12 protein-coding genes, 2 tRNA genes and 2 pseudogenes are annotated in these 18818 nt (G+C 65.7%); 7 read left to right on the plus strand and 9 right to left on the minus strand.

The window, feature by feature from the left end; genetic code table 11:
* Positions 1 to 70: 70 nt before the first annotated feature.
* Genes dndB through dndE form a run of 4 tightly spaced genes read left to right on the plus strand, consistent with a single transcriptional unit; the run spans position 71 to position 5066 of the window.
* Positions 71 to 1201 carry a DNA sulfur modification protein DndB gene (gene dndB, locus IF129_RS03415; RefSeq protein ID WP_318153524.1) on the plus strand — a complete coding sequence of 377 codons (1131 nt, stop codon included), beginning with the start codon at positions 71 to 73 and terminating at the stop codon, positions 1199 to 1201.
* Entirely contained in the window at positions 1198 to 2718 is a 1521-nt protein-coding gene (gene dndC / locus IF129_RS03420) for a DNA phosphorothioation system sulfurtransferase DndC (protein WP_191207877.1), read from the plus strand. The genes dndB and dndC overlap by 4 nt, the downstream gene beginning before the upstream one ends.
* Positions 2705 to 4699 carry a DNA sulfur modification protein DndD gene (dndD, locus tag IF129_RS03425; protein ID WP_191207878.1) on the plus strand — a complete coding sequence of 665 codons (1995 nt, stop codon included), beginning with the start codon at positions 2705 to 2707 and terminating at the stop codon, positions 4697 to 4699. The genes dndC and dndD overlap by 14 nt, the downstream gene beginning before the upstream one ends.
* Positions 4689 to 5066 (plus strand): DNA sulfur modification protein DndE, encoded by a 378-nt coding sequence (gene dndE, locus IF129_RS03430; protein ID WP_191207879.1) that lies wholly within the window; start codon positions 4689 to 4691, stop codon positions 5064 to 5066. The genes dndD and dndE overlap by 11 nt, the downstream gene beginning before the upstream one ends.
* Positions 5067 to 5144: 78 nt before the next feature.
* On the opposite strand, the gene IF129_RS03435 is transcribed toward dndE, so the two are convergent.
* Together IF129_RS03435 and IF129_RS03440 are read right to left on the minus strand one after the other, a co-directional pair.
* Entirely contained in the window at positions 5145 to 6878 is a 1734-nt protein-coding gene (locus IF129_RS03435; protein ID WP_191207880.1) for an ATP-binding protein, read from the minus strand.
* A gap of 448 nt (positions 6879 to 7326) precedes the next feature.
* Positions 7327 to 7860: a hypothetical protein gene (locus IF129_RS03440; RefSeq protein WP_191207881.1), complete on the minus strand. Its 534-nt coding sequence runs from the start codon at positions 7858 to 7860 to the stop codon at positions 7327 to 7329.
* A 340-nt stretch (positions 7861 to 8200) separates the two neighbouring features.
* Here IF129_RS03440 and IF129_RS03445 point away from each other — a divergent pair, with 340 nt between their 5' ends.
* Together IF129_RS03445 and IF129_RS03450 are read left to right on the plus strand one after the other, a co-directional pair.
* The gene (locus tag IF129_RS03445) at positions 8201 to 9028 is read left to right on the plus strand and encodes a hypothetical protein (protein ID WP_191207882.1); all 828 of its coding nucleotides are present in this window, start codon (positions 8201 to 8203) and stop codon (positions 9026 to 9028) included.
* Positions 9029 to 9030: 2 nt separating this feature from the next.
* Positions 9031 to 11292 carry a ParB N-terminal domain-containing protein gene (locus IF129_RS03450; RefSeq protein ID WP_318153525.1) on the plus strand — a complete coding sequence of 754 codons (2262 nt, stop codon included), beginning with the start codon at positions 9031 to 9033 and terminating at the stop codon, positions 11290 to 11292.
* Between the two features lie 290 nt (positions 11293 to 11582).
* Here IF129_RS03450 and IF129_RS03455 read toward each other — a convergent pair.
* The 4 genes and pseudogenes from IF129_RS03455 to IF129_RS03470 form a co-directional block, all read right to left on the minus strand.
* Positions 11583 to 12750 (minus strand): annotated as a pseudogene (locus tag IF129_RS03455) (IS3 family transposase).
* 256 nt (positions 12751 to 13006) lie between these two features.
* Positions 13007 to 13732, minus strand: a pseudogene (locus tag IF129_RS03460) (transposase); the annotation flags it as partial.
* Between the two features lie 558 nt (positions 13733 to 14290).
* A tRNA-Ile gene (locus IF129_RS03465) sits at positions 14291 to 14367 on the minus strand.
* 179 nt (positions 14368 to 14546) lie between these two features.
* A tRNA-Asn gene (locus IF129_RS03470) sits at positions 14547 to 14619 on the minus strand.
* A gap of 157 nt (positions 14620 to 14776) precedes the next feature.
* Here IF129_RS03470 and IF129_RS03475 point away from each other — a divergent pair.
* Complete coding sequence (locus IF129_RS03475; RefSeq protein ID WP_191207883.1) at positions 14777 to 15082, plus strand: YtxH domain-containing protein; 306 nt, start codon at positions 14777 to 14779, stop codon at positions 15080 to 15082.
* A 97-nt stretch (positions 15083 to 15179) separates the two neighbouring features.
* Here the strand turns inward: IF129_RS03475 and IF129_RS03480 are convergent, their stop codons facing one another.
* The 3 genes from IF129_RS03480 to IF129_RS03490 all read right to left on the minus strand — a co-directional run bounded on the left by IF129_RS03480 (position 15180) and on the right by IF129_RS03490 (position 18703).
* Complete coding sequence (locus tag IF129_RS03480; protein ID WP_191207884.1) at positions 15180 to 16439, minus strand: NAD(P)/FAD-dependent oxidoreductase; 1260 nt, start codon at positions 16437 to 16439, stop codon at positions 15180 to 15182.
* 128 nt (positions 16440 to 16567) lie between these two features.
* Positions 16568 to 17872, minus strand: a complete 1305-nt coding sequence (locus tag IF129_RS03485; RefSeq protein WP_191207885.1) for a deoxyguanosinetriphosphate triphosphohydrolase — start codon at positions 17870 to 17872, stop codon at positions 16568 to 16570.
* Between the two features lie 33 nt (positions 17873 to 17905).
* Entirely contained in the window at positions 17906 to 18703 is a 798-nt protein-coding gene (locus IF129_RS03490; RefSeq protein WP_191207886.1) for a sirohydrochlorin chelatase, read from the minus strand.
* Positions 18704 to 18818 lie beyond the last annotated feature (115 nt).

Here is an 18818-nt window from a genome sequence, read left to right on the forward strand (position 1 = left end):
CTTCTGTTCGTTAAAGCCACGCAGGCCGTACGTGTTCTGAATGACGTACAAGTACGATACCGTTACGTAGGTGGGATCACCGTCACCTTCGCAGCTCGCTGACACCGCCACATCCTCTGGCTTCGACTACATCTTTCCAGCCATTCGAGGGGTACAGGCCGGGCGTGAGTTCTATGTATCCATGTGTCCGCTTCGTCTCATTCCGAAGATCTTCCTCTTCGACGAAGACGAACTGGCCCCCGAAGTGCGGGCCCAACGGGTACTGAACAAGGGGAGACTCCCCGCCCTTACCCGGTACATTGTGGACAATCCGGACGACTACGTCTTCAGTGCCCTCACCGCTTCCGTCGACGGTGAGATGCACTTCCAGAGCATCGGGGACTCCGGTGTGGGCATGCGCGCCGGTCAGCTGCGCATCCCCATGGCAGCCCGCTTCCTCATCAATGACGGGCAGCACCGCCGCGCAGCCATCGAGCAGGCCCTCAAGGAGAACCCAGATCTCGGTGAGGAGACGATCGCCGTCGTCTTCTTCTACGACGCCGGACTTGCCCGCTGCCAGCAGATGTTCGCCGACCTAAACCGCCACGCCGTCCGCCCGGCCAGGTCGATCGGAGTCCTCTACGACCACCGCGACGACCTCGCCATCATCGCGCGTCTGCTCGCGATGAAGTCCCCTGTCTTCAAGGGGCACGTCGAGATGGAGAACAGCACTCTGTCCCAGCGGTCCCGCAAGCTCTTCACCCTCAGCGCCGTCTACTACGCCACCCAGTCCCTCCTCCAAGGTCTCAAGGTCGACAAGGAGCGGGCGGAAGCACTCGCTGGCCTGTACTGGGAGGCAGTCGATACGGTCGTGCCCGAATGGGCACTGGTGCGAGGCCGTGAGATGACCGCTCCCGAAGTGCGTCGCGACTTTATCCACAGCCATGGCATCGCCCTGCACGCGCTCGGCAGAATCGGCAACACGCTGCTGAGGGAGTCACAGACGCAGAAGAGCTGGAAGTCAAAACTGAACCGTCTGAAGACGGTCGACTGGTCCCGAAGCAACACCGACTGGGAGGGCCGGGCTCTCGTCGGTGGCCGCGTATCGAAGAGTCATCAGAACCTGGCCCTTACGGTCAACTACCTTCGGCGGCATATGGTCTTGCAGCTCAGTCCAGAAGAACAGCGTGTAGAAGAAGCATACGTGCGAGGAGATTCATGAGCACCGCCACACGGACTGTCCCCTTCCAGGGACGCGGTCTCTCCGAAGTCGTGAGCGAGCTGACCGAGGAGGTTCGCGAGCTCTATAGCGCGGACGAGGTGCCCTGGGTAATCGGCTACAGCGGAGGCAAGGACTCAACTGCCGTCCTTCAGCTCGTCTGGCTCGCCTTGAAGGAACTTCCCGCCGCGCAGCGCACCAAGCCTGTGCATGTCATCAGCACTGACACACTCGTCGAAAACCCCATCGTCGCCTCCTGGGTCTCCCAATCCCTCGACACGATGAAGAAGGCAGCGACCGAACAGGATCTGCCTATCGAGCCCCACCGCCTCACCCCGAAGGTCGAAGACACCTTCTGGGTGAACCTCATCGGCCGCGGATATCCGGCGCCCCGGCCGAAGTTCCGGTGGTGCACCGAGCGCATGAAGATCAAGCCGTCGAACCGCTTCATCCGCTCGGTGGTACGCCGGCACGGCGAAGCGATCCTTGTGCTGGGAATCCGTAAGGCGGAGAGCCAGGCCCGTGCCCGTGCCATGGCCAAGCACGAAAAGGGACGTGTACGCGACCGCCTCTCACCCAACGGCAATCTACCCAACTCGCTTGTGTACAGCCCTATCGAGGACTGGACCAACGACGAGGTCTGGGCGTTCCTCATGCAGCAGGCCAACCCCTGGGGATACAACAACAAGGACCTGCTCACGATGTACCAGGGTGCCTCCAGCGACTCGGAGTGCCCCCTCGTCGTCGACGACACCACACCCTCCTGTGGTGACAGCCGGTTCGGCTGCTGGACCTGCACTCTCGTGGACCAGGACAAGTCCATGACCGCCATGATCCAGAACGACCCCGAGCAGAAGCGATGGATGCTCCCACTGCTCGCCCTGCGCAACGAGCTCGATGACGTCTCCAGCGAGAAGGAGACACGCGACTTCCGGCGCATGAACGGGCGAGTGCAGCTTTTCAACGACCGCATCATCCAGGGCCCGTATACGCAGAAGGCGCGCGCGGACTGGCTGCGCAAGCTCCTTGAGGCCCAGGCATACGTACGGAAGAACGGCCCTCAAGAAGCCCGCACGATCGAACTCATCACCATGGAAGAGCTGCACGAGATCCGCCGACTCTGGGTCTTCAAGAAGCACGAAGTGGAAGACATCCTGCCGCAAATCTACGAGGAAGCGACCGGCGAGAAGTTCCCCGGCCAAGACCTCGAAGAGCAACTCGTCGTCCGCGCTAGCGAGATCGAGCTCCTCAAGAAGGTCTGCGGCGACGACGAAATCCACTTCACAATGGTCCGCGAGCTCTTGGCTGTCGAACGGGAATACCGCACTAAGACCCGCCGTAAAGGGCTCTACGAAGCCATCGAGAAAGTCATCGAGAAGGGCTTCTACGAGGATGAGCAGGACGCACTGGAGTTCGCAAAACTGAAGCAAGAGGTGCAGAGTTCCGGAGCCCGCGCCGAGAAAGCCCCACAGGTGGAATCCCGCACGTTCGACGAAGAGAAGACCAATGCTTCTGCATAAGATCACCCTGCACGACTTCGGGGCGTATCAAGGGGAACAGCGCCTCGACCTCAGCACAAAACCCGGACGTCCCATCGTCCTTATCGGAGGGTTGAACGGCTGCGGCAAGACCACCCTGCTCGACGCCATCCAGCTCGTCCTCTACGGACCCAAAGCTGAATGCAGCGGTCGCGGTAGCCGCCCGTACAACGAGTACCTCCAGCAGTGTATCAACAGGAACGCCGACCCTAAGGCTGGCGCCTCCATCACATTGGAGTTCTCCATCGTGGTAGAGGGCGTGGAGCAGCACTACCGAGTTGTACGGAACTGGCTCTTCACGGGAGAGAAGACGCTCCGTGAATTCCTTACAGTCTTGGTAAACGGAAAGTTCAGTCGCACGGTCACCGAGACTTGGGCAGACCACGTCGAATCCATCCTTCCCCTTGACGTCGCCGCCCTATTCTTTTTCGACGGAGAGAAGATCGAGGAACTCGCTGACCCGCGAAGTGCGGCACGAGTCATCGAGTCCGCGATTCACTCCCTGCTCGGTGTCAGCGCGGTCAAGAGCCTCGGGCAGATCCTGAAAACGTTCGAGAACCGACAGCAGCTCTCCGGAGCGCATCAAGATGTCCTCGACAAGATCCGGGAACAGGAAGACGAATACAGCCACGCCAAGCAGGTGGCCGAGGACGCTAACCAGATGGCGTCCGCTGCGAGGTCGGATCTGGATCGATGTAAAAAGGAACTCCAAGACAGTGAGCGCAAGTTTGAGCGTGCAGGCGGCGTCGAGTACGAGCGTCGCAAGGAGCTTGAAGCGGCGCGGAATGCTCTCAAGAGCCAGGCTCAGACCACGAACAAGGCGCTCGTGTCACTGTCAGAAGGCGCTCTTCCCCTCCTTCTGCTCCAGGAGCAGCTCGAAGAAGTGAAACGCCAGGCAGAGCTGGAACGCGAGGCAGACGACGCCTCACGTGTCCTCGGCGTGCTGGAACAGCGGGACAAGTGGCTGCTGCAACAGATCACCAAGGAGCTGCCTGCCGAGGCGCGCACGGCTCTACGGAAGAAGTTGGCCGCCGACCGCAAGAAGCGCGCTGGTGTCGTCGATCTGCCGCAGAACCTCGGACTCCCGCACGATGCGTTGACGCAACTGATCACCCTGGAACAAGTTCTGGCCGGTGACACGAACCGAGCAAACGAACTACTCAAGGATGCAAGCAAGCTCGCTGAAGACCTTGAGATCGCCCAGCGTCGCGTCGACGCGGTACCCGACGACGAGGTCATCGGCACTCTCGTGATGGAGCGGCAGGCTGCCCTCGAGAAGGTGGCCGTGGCCGAAGCACAGGTCAAACGAGCAGAGGCCATACATGCCGAGGCCACAGCCCGGCACGTACGACTCAAAGAAGATCTGGACCGGTCCCACAAGTCCCGCCGAGAAGCCGAGTGGCGGTCGGAATGGCTCAAGCGGGTCATCCACTACTCGGACAAGACCCGCAGCACACTGACCAAACTCAGCGACGAGATGCTTGATCACCACATCGAGGTCGTTGAAGCAGCAGTTCTTAAGAGCTTCAACACCCTCATGCGCAAGCAGGGCCTTATCCGAGACATCTCGATCGACACCAGCAAGTACACGCTCGTCCTGACCGGCCCGGACAACGAGCCGGTCGACCCCCGCCGACTCAGCGCCGGCGAGCGGCAGCTCCTCGCAGTGTCGCTTCTGTGGGGCCTGGCGAAGGCAGCGGGGAACCGACTGCCTACGATCATCGACACCCCCCTCGGACGCCTGGACAGCCAGCACCGGAAGCACCTCGTGGACCGGTACTTCCCAGAGGCCGGTCGGCAGGTACTCCTGCTCTCCACAGATGAGGAGATCGACGAACAGCTCCTCAAGCGGCTCAAGCCCAACATTGCCCATACCTACACCCTCGTGCATGACGACAAGACCCTCGCCACCAGCGTTGAGTCCGGCTACTGGTGGACTTCAGGAGCAGCGTATGTCGCTTGAGACAGTCCGCCTCTCGCAGACCGCCAAGGACCAACTCGTATGGCTCAAGCGGCATACCGGCATCAGCCACTGGAACGTCCTGTGTCGGTGGGCGCTGGCATTGTCCCTCCGTGATCCGTCGACCCCGCTCGTACGGGACATTGTCACCGACTCCAACGTCGAGATGAGCTGGAAGACCTTCGCGGGAGCCCATGGAGACATCTACCTGGCGCTCCTGAAGCAGCGATGCCTCACAGATGGCGAAGAGGCAACCGACGAAGCCGTGTCCCGAACCCTCCTGGTACACATCCACCGCGGAGTCGGATACCTGCACGGCCGCCGAGATCTGAAGAGCATCAGCAACTTCGTGCAGCTCTCGGTCGCCTGACGACCCGTCGGGCAGAAGGCGGCCGGCTGGGACACTCGATCCCAGCCGGCCGCCTTCGTCATCCGGCGCAGTCTCCCGTCAGAGAACGTCCTTGATCTTCGTCAGGTACTGCTCCGTGAAGCTGCCCCACCACTTGCGCAGCTCCTTGTACTGATCCACCGGAGTCTCGTGCATGGACTCCGCCTTCGCGTACGCTACCAGGAGAAGCGTAATGGCTTCGATAGCGCGGCGTGCGGTCACCGATGCGTCCGGGCCTGTGCCCGAGCTGCCTCCGTTCTTGGACAGCAACTGCAGAGGCTCGTACATCTCCTGGTAGAAGACATGACGCTCATTGAGCCGGATGATCGTCTGCTCCTTGAGGTGCGTCAGCTGGAAGAGATCGTCTCCGGGGATGTCGACCGTCTCGATGACGAACGGGAGATCCTTGATCTCCTTCACGTAAGCGGCCTTCTCCTCCTCCGTCGTGTTCCGGCCAGCATCCTTTGCAAGGTTCTCGTACTCCCGCTCCTGCTGCTTTGGAGTGGGAACCTGCTTGACCCGACCCTTCGGCATCGTGCGATCCGCTTCCTTGAGCGCCTTCGTGATGGGAGCGTGCTCACCCGCCTTCACGGCGTCATCGCGGTTTACCTCGCCCCAGATGCGGTCGATCTCCTCACGAGCGTTGGGGATGACGCTCTCGGCGATGGTGCGAAGCGTCGCCCGCAGCTCATCTGCCGGAACCGCGCCGCGCTTGACGTTGCGGACGCCCATCATGCGGTCCAGTTCGGGGGTGAAGTAGACCTCGAAGCCGATGTAGCGGTCCTTGGTCTGGACTCCGCCCGGAAACAAGCGGGGCACGAGGGTGTAGTTAATCTCGCGATCGAGGCGCATGAAGCTGATGGCGCCTTCGTTCTCCGGGATACGGAGCTTTCTGGCGAAGGCGTCGCCGCCAGCACCCTTGAAGCGCAAGACCTGTGGCGGCGCCAGGGTGATGACCACGCGGATCTTGTGGTTTGTGTTCTGCACCTTGACCTCCTTGTTGAAGAAGGTCTGGCCGGGGAAGTGCTGGCCGCCCGCCCGGGAACGACCGCTGGTGCGAGCGAGTTCTTCAGTGACGACCTGGTCAGCCCACGTGCCCTTGCGGAGGAACGTTGGGTCGTGAGGCTTCAGATCCGTGAGGTCGACGGTGATGCGGATGCCGCTGCTCAGGAACTCCCGGAAGATGCGGGACAATTCCTTGTTCATCTCGACGCGGACGTGGTCCGGCGCACTACGCCCGTCTCCATCAGAGACACGGTCGATCTTCGACCACATCACCAGCGTGCCCGAGCCTTCGGGGAAGTAGATCTCCAGGTGGGCCGGGATCGGCTCGTCATCCGGGGGACGGATACCGACCTTCTCGCCGCGCTTCTCAGCTTCGATACCCTCTTCGAGGTCGAAGAAGACGTGCCGAATCCGGTCACTCCCGTCGACGCGGGACCACGCATCGATGCGCATGCCAACGCTGAGACCGGCGAGCTTCGCGCCGACACCGAACTTACCGATGGTCTTCTCAGACATGAACCTCTGCGAGAACCCGAGCTGCAGGTAATGCTGGAGGGTCTCGTCGTCCATCCCCTCGCCGTCGTCGATAAACGAGACCTGGGTAATGGACCTCTTGTTCTTCTTCATCGCCTCCTCGGTGATGATCTGGATGTGGTTCGCGCGGGCCTCGATGCTGTTGTCGATCACCTCGCCAACCGCCGAGGGGAAGTTGTGGCCGGACTCGCGGAGGCTCAGGAGGGCCTGGCCGGAGAGGACGATGGGGACGATGTTCGTGTCATCAGTGCTCATGGCGTGCTCCTAGAAATCGAGGGGACGGGGTTCGGGAACGTCCTGTCGAGTGCCCTCGCAGTGGCGCCGTTAGGACAGAAGGGGCAGCGCCGACCTGTGCCAGCCGGGCTTGCCGGGTGGATTCGGTTCATGACGGGGAAGCCCTCAGACCTGTACTGGTGGTACCAGGGCGATTCGACGGCGAAGGCTTGTTCGGGATTGCAGGTGGGGGCCACCAGGAAGCGACTCGCGAGTCCGCGCAGTGGATGACGGATCAGCCGACGGCGCAGGCAGGTATCAGAGCGTCCGTCGTAAACGGGGAGGGCATCGTTGGGGTAGTACCGCAGCAGCACGTAGGCACCGGCCGTGCCCGTCGGGATCTGCATGGTCACGACGCTCCGGGTGAACCGCAGAGCGGACCTGGCGGCCCCCCTGTACGGTTCAGCGACCCGGACGGGGTGTGACGCCATCACGCGGCGAAGCAGATGAGCGTGCGGGCGTGGTTGCGTACGGCGCGCCGGGCACGTTCGACCGTGGCTACCGAGACACCCGTGTGCTGTGCCGATTCCGGGACGGTCATCATGTCGAGCATCCCCTGAAGACAACCGACACCGTGCGGACCGAGAGTGGACGCGAAGGCGGCGAGCTCCCGAACGGTCTCAGTAACGAGGGCACGGGCCTCCGGGGTGTCGTACGTGACCATCTCCGCGGCCGGTGCCCCGTCGAAGGACACTGCCAGAACACGTCGGCGTGATGCGTCGGCCAGTGGACGACGCGCGGCGTTCTCACGTGAGGTGGCCTGGGACCGCCGAATCGTGCGGCGTGCGTCCCGGATGACATTCCGGCAGAGCTGGTCGGGGTTCTCTACCACACGCTCCTCACCGAGCGTCAGGCTCAGCGCCGTGTCAAGGACGTCGAGGTACTCGCTGTCCCAGGGCCGTGCTTTGTTCATGTCGTGCAGGCGGCGCATCGTCTCGAAGCGCACGTCGTCGAGCTGGAGCATCAAAGCTCCTCTCCGGGTGCCCGGCTGCTATAGCCGGACCCACTCAGTTGTTACCCGCTCTCCCTTTGGCCGTCGTCGCCGTCTGGTCGACTCCGGCATGAGCAGGTGCTGCCACTGTAGAGCGGCCCTCCGACAGTGCGGTGGGGATCGCTCACATGTCATAGGGGACAGGGCAACGCCGAACCCCCTCACACCGCAGGTCAGAGCAACTCGGCTCATCTGCTGAGACTTGACGTACCGTCCACCCGGCCGATCGAGCTCTCATCGGCTGGGGAACCTCGCTTCGAGAGCACAACCGCTGGATGGCTCATCTGAGCCCGTCGGCGGCCCGATGCGGCATATGCTGATCCGGATCTGTGTCCTGGGACGGACAGGCGCACACCAAGGGACGAAGACGGGGACAGAGTTGGGTGTCATAGAGGATGCCGACGCAGGCGCTGATGACCGGGCGGCCCTCCGGTTCGGCATGCTCGACGTAGAACAGGCGCCGGAATCACCAGGGATCTATGCCTGGTACGTGAAGTTCCATGCGAGCGTTCAGGACTGGGAGACCAACCCAGTCGACGGTCGAGACGCCTCGATCGAGGGATTCCTTGGCCTTCTTCGGGAGTACGCAAGCTTCTATGAACCGCTGCCGATAGCCCTGCGTGGCTCGGCCCCGTATGGAGGGCGCTGGGATGGAACCCTGGAATTGGACCACGGCGTCAACCATAAGCAGTCGCAGCCTTCTGAAAGTGGTGCCGAACGTCGAGAGAATGATCGACGTGAGCGGGACAGGGAAGCCCTGGAGAACACCATCAGCTCGCAGACAGGGCGCCGCGCACTGGCTCAACTCCTCGGTCGTGCGACACCCGTATTCTCGTCCCCGCTCTACATCGGAGTGGCTGAAAACCTGAATGAGCGTCTTCAGAAGCATCGGTCAAACTACAGCAGGGCTATGGAATGGCTTCGCAAGAGCCCGAATGACATGGAGAGATTGCGAGGCGACGCCAAGAATTTTGGCCAGCGCGCAGCCTCTCGCGGGATCCCTATGGAAAATCTTGAGGCGTGGATCATCGACTTGAAGGGGTTGGAATCTAGCACCTCCGTCAATTCATTGCGTGAGAGCGCGCAATCAGCCGAGTGGCTGCTCCATCGTCTGTTCGCGCCGGTCTTGGGAAGGCAGTAACTGTGTTGTTTCGTACTACGGGAAAAAGCACGTTTCGCGACTACGTGCAGGGAACTTGGGGGACCTTCACCACTCCTGCCGGGCGCGTTGACTACATTATGACGAAGGCGCGCCTGGGTGAGGAGTCGCCTGCCCCGGAGCGGCTGCTGACCCAGCACCTTTCGCCGGTCCGGGAAGTCATGGACGCAGAGATGCTGGACTTCAACCAGCTCCTGCAGCGTGACCTTGATGACCACCGTGTAGCGACAGGATTGATCCCGTATCTTCTTCAGAACCGCGCGACGGGGCCGGCGTTTTTCCCTCCGATCATGGCAGTCCTTCTGCCCTTCAGAGATGGCTCTCCCTCACACTTTCCCAATCTTGGGGGTGCCGAGGAGGTCGACGACAACGACCTGACGTGGGAGCAGGTTCAGGCTGGCGATGCCTTCGCGGTTCGCCGGGTGGTGGATCAGGATGGGAAATACCACCCAGTGAATCTCGCTCAGCTACGGTGGAATGAACATGCATCCCGGCTCGTTGTCCTCGATGGACAACACAGGGCCATGGCATTGCTTGCCATCGATCGCACCATGTCGCACAAGTGGCGTGGGAGTAAGGGCGAGAAATTCCGAGACTTCTATGAGAAGCAGGTGCAGCGCCACCTCTCCGAGGGAGGCGTTTCATCGCAGCTCGACCTTTCCAACGTAGAGGTTCCCGTCACAGTCTGCTGGTTTCCAGACCGCGTGGGTGAGTCCGGGCATGCGCATGAGGCAGCTCGGACGCTGTTCGTCGATGTCAACAAAGAAGCCAAGGAGCCCAGCGAGTCACGCATCATCCTCCTTTCGGACGCTGAACTCGTCAACGTCCTCACGCGGAGCATGCTGAGCGAACTGCGTGGGGCGGATAACAGTGACCTGCTTCCCCTCTATGCGGTCGAGTATGATAATCCTGAGATCAATACCACGCGCCCTGCACGTTGGTCCGTCCTCACTAATATCCACCTGCTCAAGGAGGCAGCGAACCGCTGTGTCTTCGGCCACCCTAAATACCTGACGGATGTCACTAAGAAAATCAGTGGGCGCGAGAAGGAACCCGAGCGAGACGCTTTCATGCGAAAGCAGCTCGAAGTTGCGGAACTGTTCCCTGCAGAGATTCAGGATGAGGGGTTCACTTACCGGCGTGACGCCATGGGGAACACGTATTTCCCGGTCGGCCAGTCGACAGTCCTGAGCGATCGATTCTCCGAGACTTGGGGACGAGCGATCCTCACTCTCCTGTCAAAGGTGGCCCCGTACGCCGCACACTCGCGCGCGCTGCGGCGCATGCAGGAGGGGTGGAATGGCGTCGAAATCTTTGCCTCGCTCGCTCGTGACGCCCTGTTCGGCGGGGTTGGTGTGTATTGGACGCTGAAGGATAGCTACGACCACTACACAGATAAGGCCAGGGAAGCGCATGGGGCGCTCAAGCGCAAGCCCGACGACGACGTGTTGCGCGCATGGGAAGTCATAGAGGAGAAGCAGAGCGAGTTCGAGGTATTTCGGTCAGACGAGTATCTCGGCTCAACGGCCGCCGAAAAACGTGAGGCCAGCAAGGCGTCGTACGCCGTTCTCAATACCCATGCTTGTCAACTCGGCATGGTGATGACCATGGCATCTCTCTGGGAGATGCGGAAGGCGGAAGTCGGGAACTGGAGCCTCGATGAACTTCCAGCTTTCGCTGAAGCTCTCACGCGTGGCTGGAATGCATTTTTCCTGCATGAGACCGGAAAGGGGAAAGCGAAGGATCGACGCTTGGCGTTTGGTAAGGGGGTCACGAACCCGATCAACCTGATCTCCAAGCTCGAAACTGCGCGGGCCGTCTACTTCCGATACTTCTGGCTCGAGGTGCTTGCTACCCCCGACTCCTGGCAACATGTCGCTGAATGGCTCAACGGGCGCAACGCGTTCGATCGAATGCTCTCCGACGCTCGTCGAATGTACCGAAGCTTTTGTGTCGAAGAGCGGATCAAGGCGCTCAGGACCGGACGCCCCGGTCAGACGGAAGAGCAGCGACGTAAGGCGGCAGTGGAACTAGCCACGAAGGAACTTCGCAAGGCCTTGGTCACATGGTTCTTTGTGACTGATGCGGAGTTTGAGGCATGGATTTCTTCGGAATCTTCGGCAACACCTCTTGAGCTTCCGGTTGCCATCGGCGAATCCGTTGAAACCGACGAGGAGGACGAGGCTGAGGAGTCCGACTCGCATCCGGACAGCTACGAGGATCTCCTCAACGACGAAGACGAGTAGGTGCGTGATTTCACGTCGCGTGCGTGGTCGCTCTGCAGTGGGTTTCACCAGCCGTGTCACCGTTCCGCTCGTGACCGGGAGAACCCGAGCGGGGCGCGTGAGGTAGTCCACTTCGCGCGCCCCCTGCGACGCTGACAAGCCGCGCTCCGTCCTATGATCATCGGAAGGAGCTGCATGGGTTCATCCACGCGACTTGGAGAAGCTCGGTGGGCGTCGGTGTCTCGGTTGCCCCACCAGGCGCCTGAGCTTTTCAGGCCTGGGACTGCTGCATAATCGGGTGACAGCGGGGTTCATGCAGCCAGGGCTGCGGGTGGGGTCATGATGGTCTCGTACTCGACGGGGGGCAATTGGCTCAGGCGTTTCTGACGTCGGTGTCGGTGGTAGGCCCGCTCGATCCAGGTGAAAATCGCGATCCGCAACTCCTGCCGGGTAGCCCAGACTTGGCGGTCGAGGACATTCTTCTGCAGCAGCGCGAAGAAACTCTCCATCGCGGCGTTGTCGCCGACGGCCCCGACCCGGCGCCCATCGAGCCGACCAAGTGTGCCGGGTGAGTACGGCGGCGACCGTTCCGGGACCGGAATTGCGATCCTCGGTCGGAATGCACGATGCAGCCCTCAGCCCCCTGCGACGGGCGACGGCGGACTCCAGCGCGGCCACTGCGAGGCGGGACTTCATCCGGGCGTCGATGGAGTAGCCCACGATGCGGTCGGAGTGCAAGTCCTTGACCGCGCACAGATACAGCTTGCCCTCGCCGGTCGCGTGCTCGGTGATGTCCGTGAGCCACAGCCGGTTCGGCCGGTCGGCGGTGAAGTTGCGGCGCACCCGGTCGTCGTGGATCGGCGGTCCGGCCTTGGCGTTCTTGCCGCGGCCCCGTCGCTTGCCGGAGGCGCTCCACCAGCGGTTGTCCCGGCAGATCCGCCAGGCGGTCCGCTCAGCCATCGACTCGCCAGCGGCGCGCGTCTCGTCGCGCAGGAACCGGTGGCCGAACTTCGGGGTCGTCGCGATGCGTGTCAAGCAGGGCATCGGCCCGTTATGCCTAAGACAGTTTGGCATTGATGACCGGTCGGGCAAGGGTGGCGGGCCAGATTGAGCACCCGGCACGTCACCGCCACCGGGACCCTGTGAGGGGCAGCTGCGGCGGCCAGCTCGCGGACGAGCGGGTACATCATTCTGCCGCCAAATTCGCCTGCGACAGATACGCCGCAGCCCTCCTGAGCACCTAGTTCTCCTGCTCCCGCAACCGGATCCGTTTGCGGCCTCGCGCAGCTCGGCGGACTCACCCGACGGCGTCACGGGCCCGGCGCCCTCATCGGTCTCGGCGCGGCGCAGTCACTTCGAGAGCGTGATCGGGTGGACCCCGAAGTCGGCAGCGATCTGCTCCAGCGTGACGTCGGGATCGCGGTTGCGCGCGACCCACACGCCGTTTTCGCGGAACTCCTTCGGATACGGCTTGGACACTGCGACATCCCTCCAGGCCGCCTCTCGGCAAGCCAGGTCAGGTGTCACCCGATCATGCAGCAGTCCCTGAAGCCCGATCTTTCGTTGGCGAGGCATACAACCCGTCGGCCGACATCCACCAGATCTGCGGCAAGCCAGCCACGATCACGGCGAGCGTGCGGTGAATCCGGACACCACTAGCCTCGATCTTGCATGACGGTCCGCGGAGGGAGTCGGTGGACCGTTTTGGTTTTGGAGGCTGATGGCGGGCATGCTGGCGGCCCCGCTTCGCGAGCCAGGACACGAAGCCGTGGGTGCCGCCGGCGGAGTCCGAGCGGATCAGCGTCTGTCGTCCTCGTCGGTAGCGCTTGGGCAATTGGGCCAGGGCGAGCTGGGCGGCAGTGTTTGAGCCCGCGTTTCCCGGTCTGAGGAGGGCGGCGACGGGCTCGCCGGTTCCGCCGGTCCGTGGTCGACGAAGGCCGTCAGTGGGTGATGGCCGTAGGTCTTCTTCCAGGTCGCGGCCGCGTCCTGCTTGTCGGAGTGGGCGATCCCGAGGACGCCGTCGAGGTCGACGGTGACCTGACCGTGGATGTCCGGGGCGTTCTCACCGGCCAGCGACCAGGCACGATGACGGACTTCGGAGCGTGCGGCCCGGACGGCCTGCAGGGCCTTCTCGCCGGAGGCGGCGAGGGTGTCGATCAGGCGGGAGACGGTCGGGGCGGAGGCGACCGGGCCGAAGACGGCCGGCTCGGCCCGCAGTACGGCGACGTCCGCGAGGCAGTCCCCGCCCAGTGCGACCGCCAGGGCGACGCCCAGGAGGATCTTGCCGGGATCGTGGACGGGCCCGCCGCTTCCGCCACGGAGCCAAAGCTGCGGATATCGCCTGGTCGAGGCCCGTCTTGCGGACCGTCTCCAGCAACAGGACCGCACCGGCCTGCGAGACCACCTGCCGACCGTCTCCCTGGAAACGGACACGTGGGTACGACGAGATAGGCTCTCTCACCCGGAAAGCGCTCTTCTCCTTGCAGCCAACAGGACCCTCAGCAAGTCCTATCGTTGCAGGTCAAGGGCACTTTCCGTGTTTCTGATCAACTCTTGGACAGCCCGCCTCGTGAAAGCGCGAGGTTGGCGCCCCGACCCCGGACCCCGTTCTACGACTGCGGGTCGCTGCCAGGCTCCATCGCACCGGTCAATTGCCACGAGCTACCGCGCTGGGGGGCCGCCCCAGGCGGGCCGCGCCTCAGCTCGAGAAGGCATCCCAAGCCGCCCTCGTCGACCGTGTACGGGCGGGTGTGGCGGAAGCCCGGGCCCCTCCCGCCATCGACTCGAACGGTAGTTTCAAGAACCTCGTGTCCCCTAAGTGTCCCCTGGGCACGCCCCCAGCACACCTCACCGCACCAACAGCCACAGCATCCCCGCAGGTCACAGCCCCAGGAACCACTCACGCCCCACTCGTTCACCGAAGTAACATCAACGGGGCGGAATCCGTTGGGCGAGACTTCGACCCACAGGCCCCCGAAAACACATTTACTCAGGTCAGAACGGATCTCTGGCCTGCGCTTGGTGGGGCGGGTGGGACTCGAACCCACGGCCGACGGATTATGAGTCCGCTGCTCTAACCGGCTGAGCTACCGCCCCGTTCGGCGCGTCGCGTACATCTGTACGCGCCGTCTGCCGCAGCATAGCCCCTTATACGATCTCCCGCCCGGACGGGGCTGCGGCCTTCGGGAGGGGAGACAACGATCACGTGGGACGTGGTTCCACGATCGGCGAAGATCACCAAAAAGGGCCCCTCGCGGGGCCCTTCGTGTGACGTGCTCCCCCGACTGGACTCGAACCAGTAACCTGCCGGTTAACAGCCGGCTGCTCTGCCAATTGAGCTACAGGGGACTGCCCTGCGCGGGTGCGTCCGCCGACCTCCGGGGGCGCTCCCTCGCTGCGAGCAATACATTAGCGCATGCCAGGGCGTGGTTTGAAATCGGTAAGCGCGCGGGATCTGGGCACCCTGGACAGTGAGCGTTGAAGACGAGCGGAAGGGTTGTCGAGCATGCGGTACCGACTGACGTTCCTCGCCGGTCTGGCGATCGGCTACGTGGCCGGCGCGAAGGCCGGGCGTGAGCGGTATGAACAGCTGCGGAAGGCAGCGGAACGGTTCACCGAGAACCCGGCCGTACGGAACACCTTCGAGGCCGCCGCCGTGAGCGGCCGGGACGCGGCGGGCAAGGCCGGGACGGCCGTGGCCGACCGGATGGGCGACCGGCTGCCGCCTTCGGTGAGCGACCGGATGCGGACGATGGCGGGCGGGCGGCGGAACGCCTCGGCCGGGGACGACTGGGGCACGAGCAACACCTGAACGGCCGTGTGGGGCCGGTGCCCGGAGCGGTTCGCTCCGGGCACCGGCCCCACACGTGTCCGCCGTGCGGGCGGTGGGCGGGCGGTGGGCGTGTGCCTCAGGCGGAGGGCAGGTCGGTGAGCGGGGTCGCCGGATCGGCGAGACGGTGGGGGTCGACGGCCCGGCCGGAGCGGACGAGGTCCTGGATGGGCCCGGCGACGTCCCAGACGTTGACGTTGAGCCCGGCCAGTACGCGGTTCTCGCGCAGCCAGAAGGCGATGAACTCGCGCTTGCCGACGTCGCCCCGGCACACGACCTGGTCGTAGGTGCCGGGCGGCGCCCAGCCGCTGTACTCCAGGCCGACGTCGTACTGGTCGGAGAAGAAGTAGGGGATGCGGTCGTAGGAGACGTCCTGGCCGAGCATGGCGCGGGCGGCGGCGGGGCCGCTGTGCAGGGCGTTCGCCCAGTGCTCGACGCGCAGCCGGGTGTCGAGGACGGGGTGCTGGACGGCGGCGGCGTCGCCGGCGGCGTGGATGGCCGGGTCGGAGGTGCGCAGGGCGGCGTCGACGGCGATGCCGCCGGTGGCGGCGTCCAGGTCCAGCCCGGCGGCGTCGGCCAGCGCGGCGCGGGGGGCGGCGCCGATGGCGGCGAGGACGCCGTGGGCGGGGTGCTCCTCGCCGTCGGCGGTGCGGACGGCGAGCACCTGCCCGTCGGCGCCGACGATCTCCGCCAGGGTGGCGCCGAAGACCAGCCGGACGCCGTTCTCGCGGTGCAGGTCGGCGAAGAGGGCGCCCAGCTCGGGGCCGATGACGCGGTGCAGGGGGGAAGGGTCGCGTTCGATGACGGTGACCTCCGCCCCGTAGCTCCGCGCGGCGGCGGCGACCTCCAGCCCGATCCAGCCGGCCCCGGCGATGACGAGGTGGCCGTTCTCCCGGCCGAGCCGGGTGAGCATGCCGCGCAGCCCGTCGGCGTGGGCCAGTCGGCGCAGGTGGTGGACGCCGGCCAGGTCGGTGCCGGGGACGTCCAGGCGGCGGGGCTCGGCGCCGGTGGCCAGGAGCAGCTTGTCGTAGCGCAGGACGGTGCCGTCACCCAGGCGGACGGACCGGGTGTGGCGGTCGATGTGGACGGCGGGCTGGCCCAGGTGCAGTTCGACCTCGGCGCGGGCGTACCAGGCGGGTTCGTGGACGAAGAGGCCCGCGCGCTCCTCGTCTCCGGTGAGGTAGCCCTTGGAGAGCGGAGGGCGCTCGTAGGGGTGGTCGCGTTCGTCGCCGATCAGTATGACCCGGCCGGCGAATCCCTCCCCGCGCAGGGTTTCGGCCGCCTTGGCTCCGGCCAGTCCGCCGCCGATGATGACGAAGGTCTCGTGTGCGTCCACCACGTGGTGCCTCCTCGCTGCCGTTCCGGTCGCCCCCCGGAAGGTTCACCCGGGAGCGTCCCGCACATGCGGGAACAGGGGAAGGGCGCACACCCATTGTGCGGACCGGCCGGTCCGTGCGGGGGTGACCGTCACTCCGCCCGGCGTGTTCGGTGCGCGGGGTGGGCGGGGAGGCGGGTGAGACGGGCGTGCAGGGCCCGGGCGGAGGGGTCGGTGAGGCAGGCGATCTGGTCGACGACGACGCGGACGCGGGCGGCGTCGTCGGCGGCCCGCGCGTGCAGGGCGCGGAACTGGGGGTCGAGGCCGACGGGCGCGCGCGGGATGAGCACCTCGGCCAGCTCGGCGAGGATGACGCGCTGCTCGGCGCGGAGCTTCTCCTGGTCGGGGCGTTGCATGACGTAGCGGTCGGCGACGGCCTTCAGGACCGCGCACTCCAGCCGGGGCCCGCGCGGCACGATGAGATCGGCGCCGTAGCGGGTGAGGGGGCCGCTGCCGTGGGCGGCGCGGGTGGCGTGCTCGGCGGCGAGGCAGAAGCGGCCGATGAGCTGGCTGGTGGCGTCCTTGAGCCGGGCCTGCGCGGTGGCGGTGCCGTCGTAGCCGTGCGGCCACCACTCCTGGTCGAGCAGCCGGTCGAGGGCCTCGGCCAGTTCGGCGTCCTCGGTGCCGGGCGGGGCGTAGCGTTCGCGGGCGACGGCGAAGACCTCCCGCCGCTCGGGGTCGGCGAGGAGGACGCCGGGGTCGAGGTGCCCGGCGTGCAGGCCGTCCTCGACGTCGTGCACGGAGTAGGCGACGTCGTCGGACCAGTCCATGACCTGGGCCTCGAAGCACCGGCGGCCGGGTGGGGCGCCGGCCCGGTACCAGGTGAAGACGGGGACGTCGTCGGCGTAGACGCCGAACTTCGGGGAGCCGGGGTCGTCGGGGTGGCCGCCCCGGGGCCAGGGGTACTTGGTGGCGGCGTCGAGGGTGGCGCGGGTGAGGTTGAGTCCGACGGGGAGGCCGTCGGCGGAGAATCGTTTGGGCTCCAGCCGGGCGAGCAGCCGCAGCGACTGGGCGTTGCCCTCGAAGCCGCCGCAGGGTTCGGCGATCTCCGCGAGGGTCTGCTCGCCGTTGTGGCCGAAGGGCGGGTGGCCGAGGTCGTGGGCGAGGCAGGCGACCTCGACGAGGTCGGGGTCGCAGCCGAGGGCGGCCCCGAGTTCCCGGCCGACCTGGGCGCACTCCAGGGAGTGGGTCAGCCGGGTGCGCGGGGTGGCGTCCCAGGCGTGCTCGTCGCCGCCGGGGGCGACGACCTGGGTCTTGCCCGCGAGGCGGCGCAGCGCGGCCGAGTGCAGGACGCGCGCCCGGTCCCGCTGAAAGGCGGTGCGGCCGGGGCGCTTGTCCGGCTCGGGCTCCCAGCGCTCGGTGTCGGTCGGGTCGTACGTGCGGTACGTGCCGTGCATGGGTCCGACGGTAGCCGGGCCCGCCGGGTCCCGTCAGGCGGCGGCGGGCAGGGCGGACAGGGCGGGACGCGCGCGGACGCGGGCCTCGTCGTAGCGGTGCAGGACGAGGCGGGCGAGGGCGGGGTGGGCGCCCAGCGGCGGTGCGGCCGGCACGCCGGGGCCCGCGGCGCGGGCGCAGCGGGTGGCGAAGTGGCCGGGCGCCGTGAAGTAGGAGGCCAGGGCGATGCGGCGGTGTCCGGCCGCGCGCAGGGCGGCGACGGCCCGGGGGACGGTGGGCGTGGCGGCGGTGGCGTAGGCGGGCCGGACGGGGGTGCCGCCGAGGCGGCGGGAGAGCAGGGCGGCGGTGTGCTCGGCGTCGGCGGCGGAGCGCGGGTCGCGGGAGCCGGCGGCGGCCAGGACGACGGCGTCGGGCGGGCCGTGCCGACGGCCTCGGGCCTCGGTCAGGCGGGCGTGCAGGGCCTCGGCGAGCAGGGGGTGCGGGCCCAGGGCGGCGGCCGGGACGGACCGCAGGTGCGGCGCGGCGTCGGCGGCGCGGGGGAGGTCGTGCCCCACGTGGTGGCCGCGGCCGAGGAGCAGCGGGACGAGGACGACGTCCCCGGGGGCGTGGGCGGCGAGGGTGTCGCCGAGCAGCGGGGCGGCCAGTTCGATGTGGCCCAGTTCCACGCGCAGGCCGGGCCGCTGGGCCCGGATCTCGGCCAGGAGCGCCTGGACGGTGGTGAGGGCGCGGGGGTCGCGGGAGCCGTGCGCGACGGCGACGAGCGTGGGGGCGTCCGTGGGGGCGTCCGGGCGCGGTGGGCCGAGGGAGGGGGTGCGGTGGGTGGTCGCCGTCATGTCTCCAGGGTGAACGGGGGCGGTTGCCGGGCCGTTGCGCAGGGGAAACGGCGGGTTGCGCGGTCCTCACGGCGTGCGGGGACCGGCGGGGAGGGGCTTGTTACCGGACCCGTAA

This window comes from Streptomyces chumphonensis (assembly GCF_014779715.1).
Lineage (GTDB): Bacteria > Actinomycetota > Actinomycetes > Streptomycetales > Streptomycetaceae > Streptomyces > Streptomyces chumphonensis.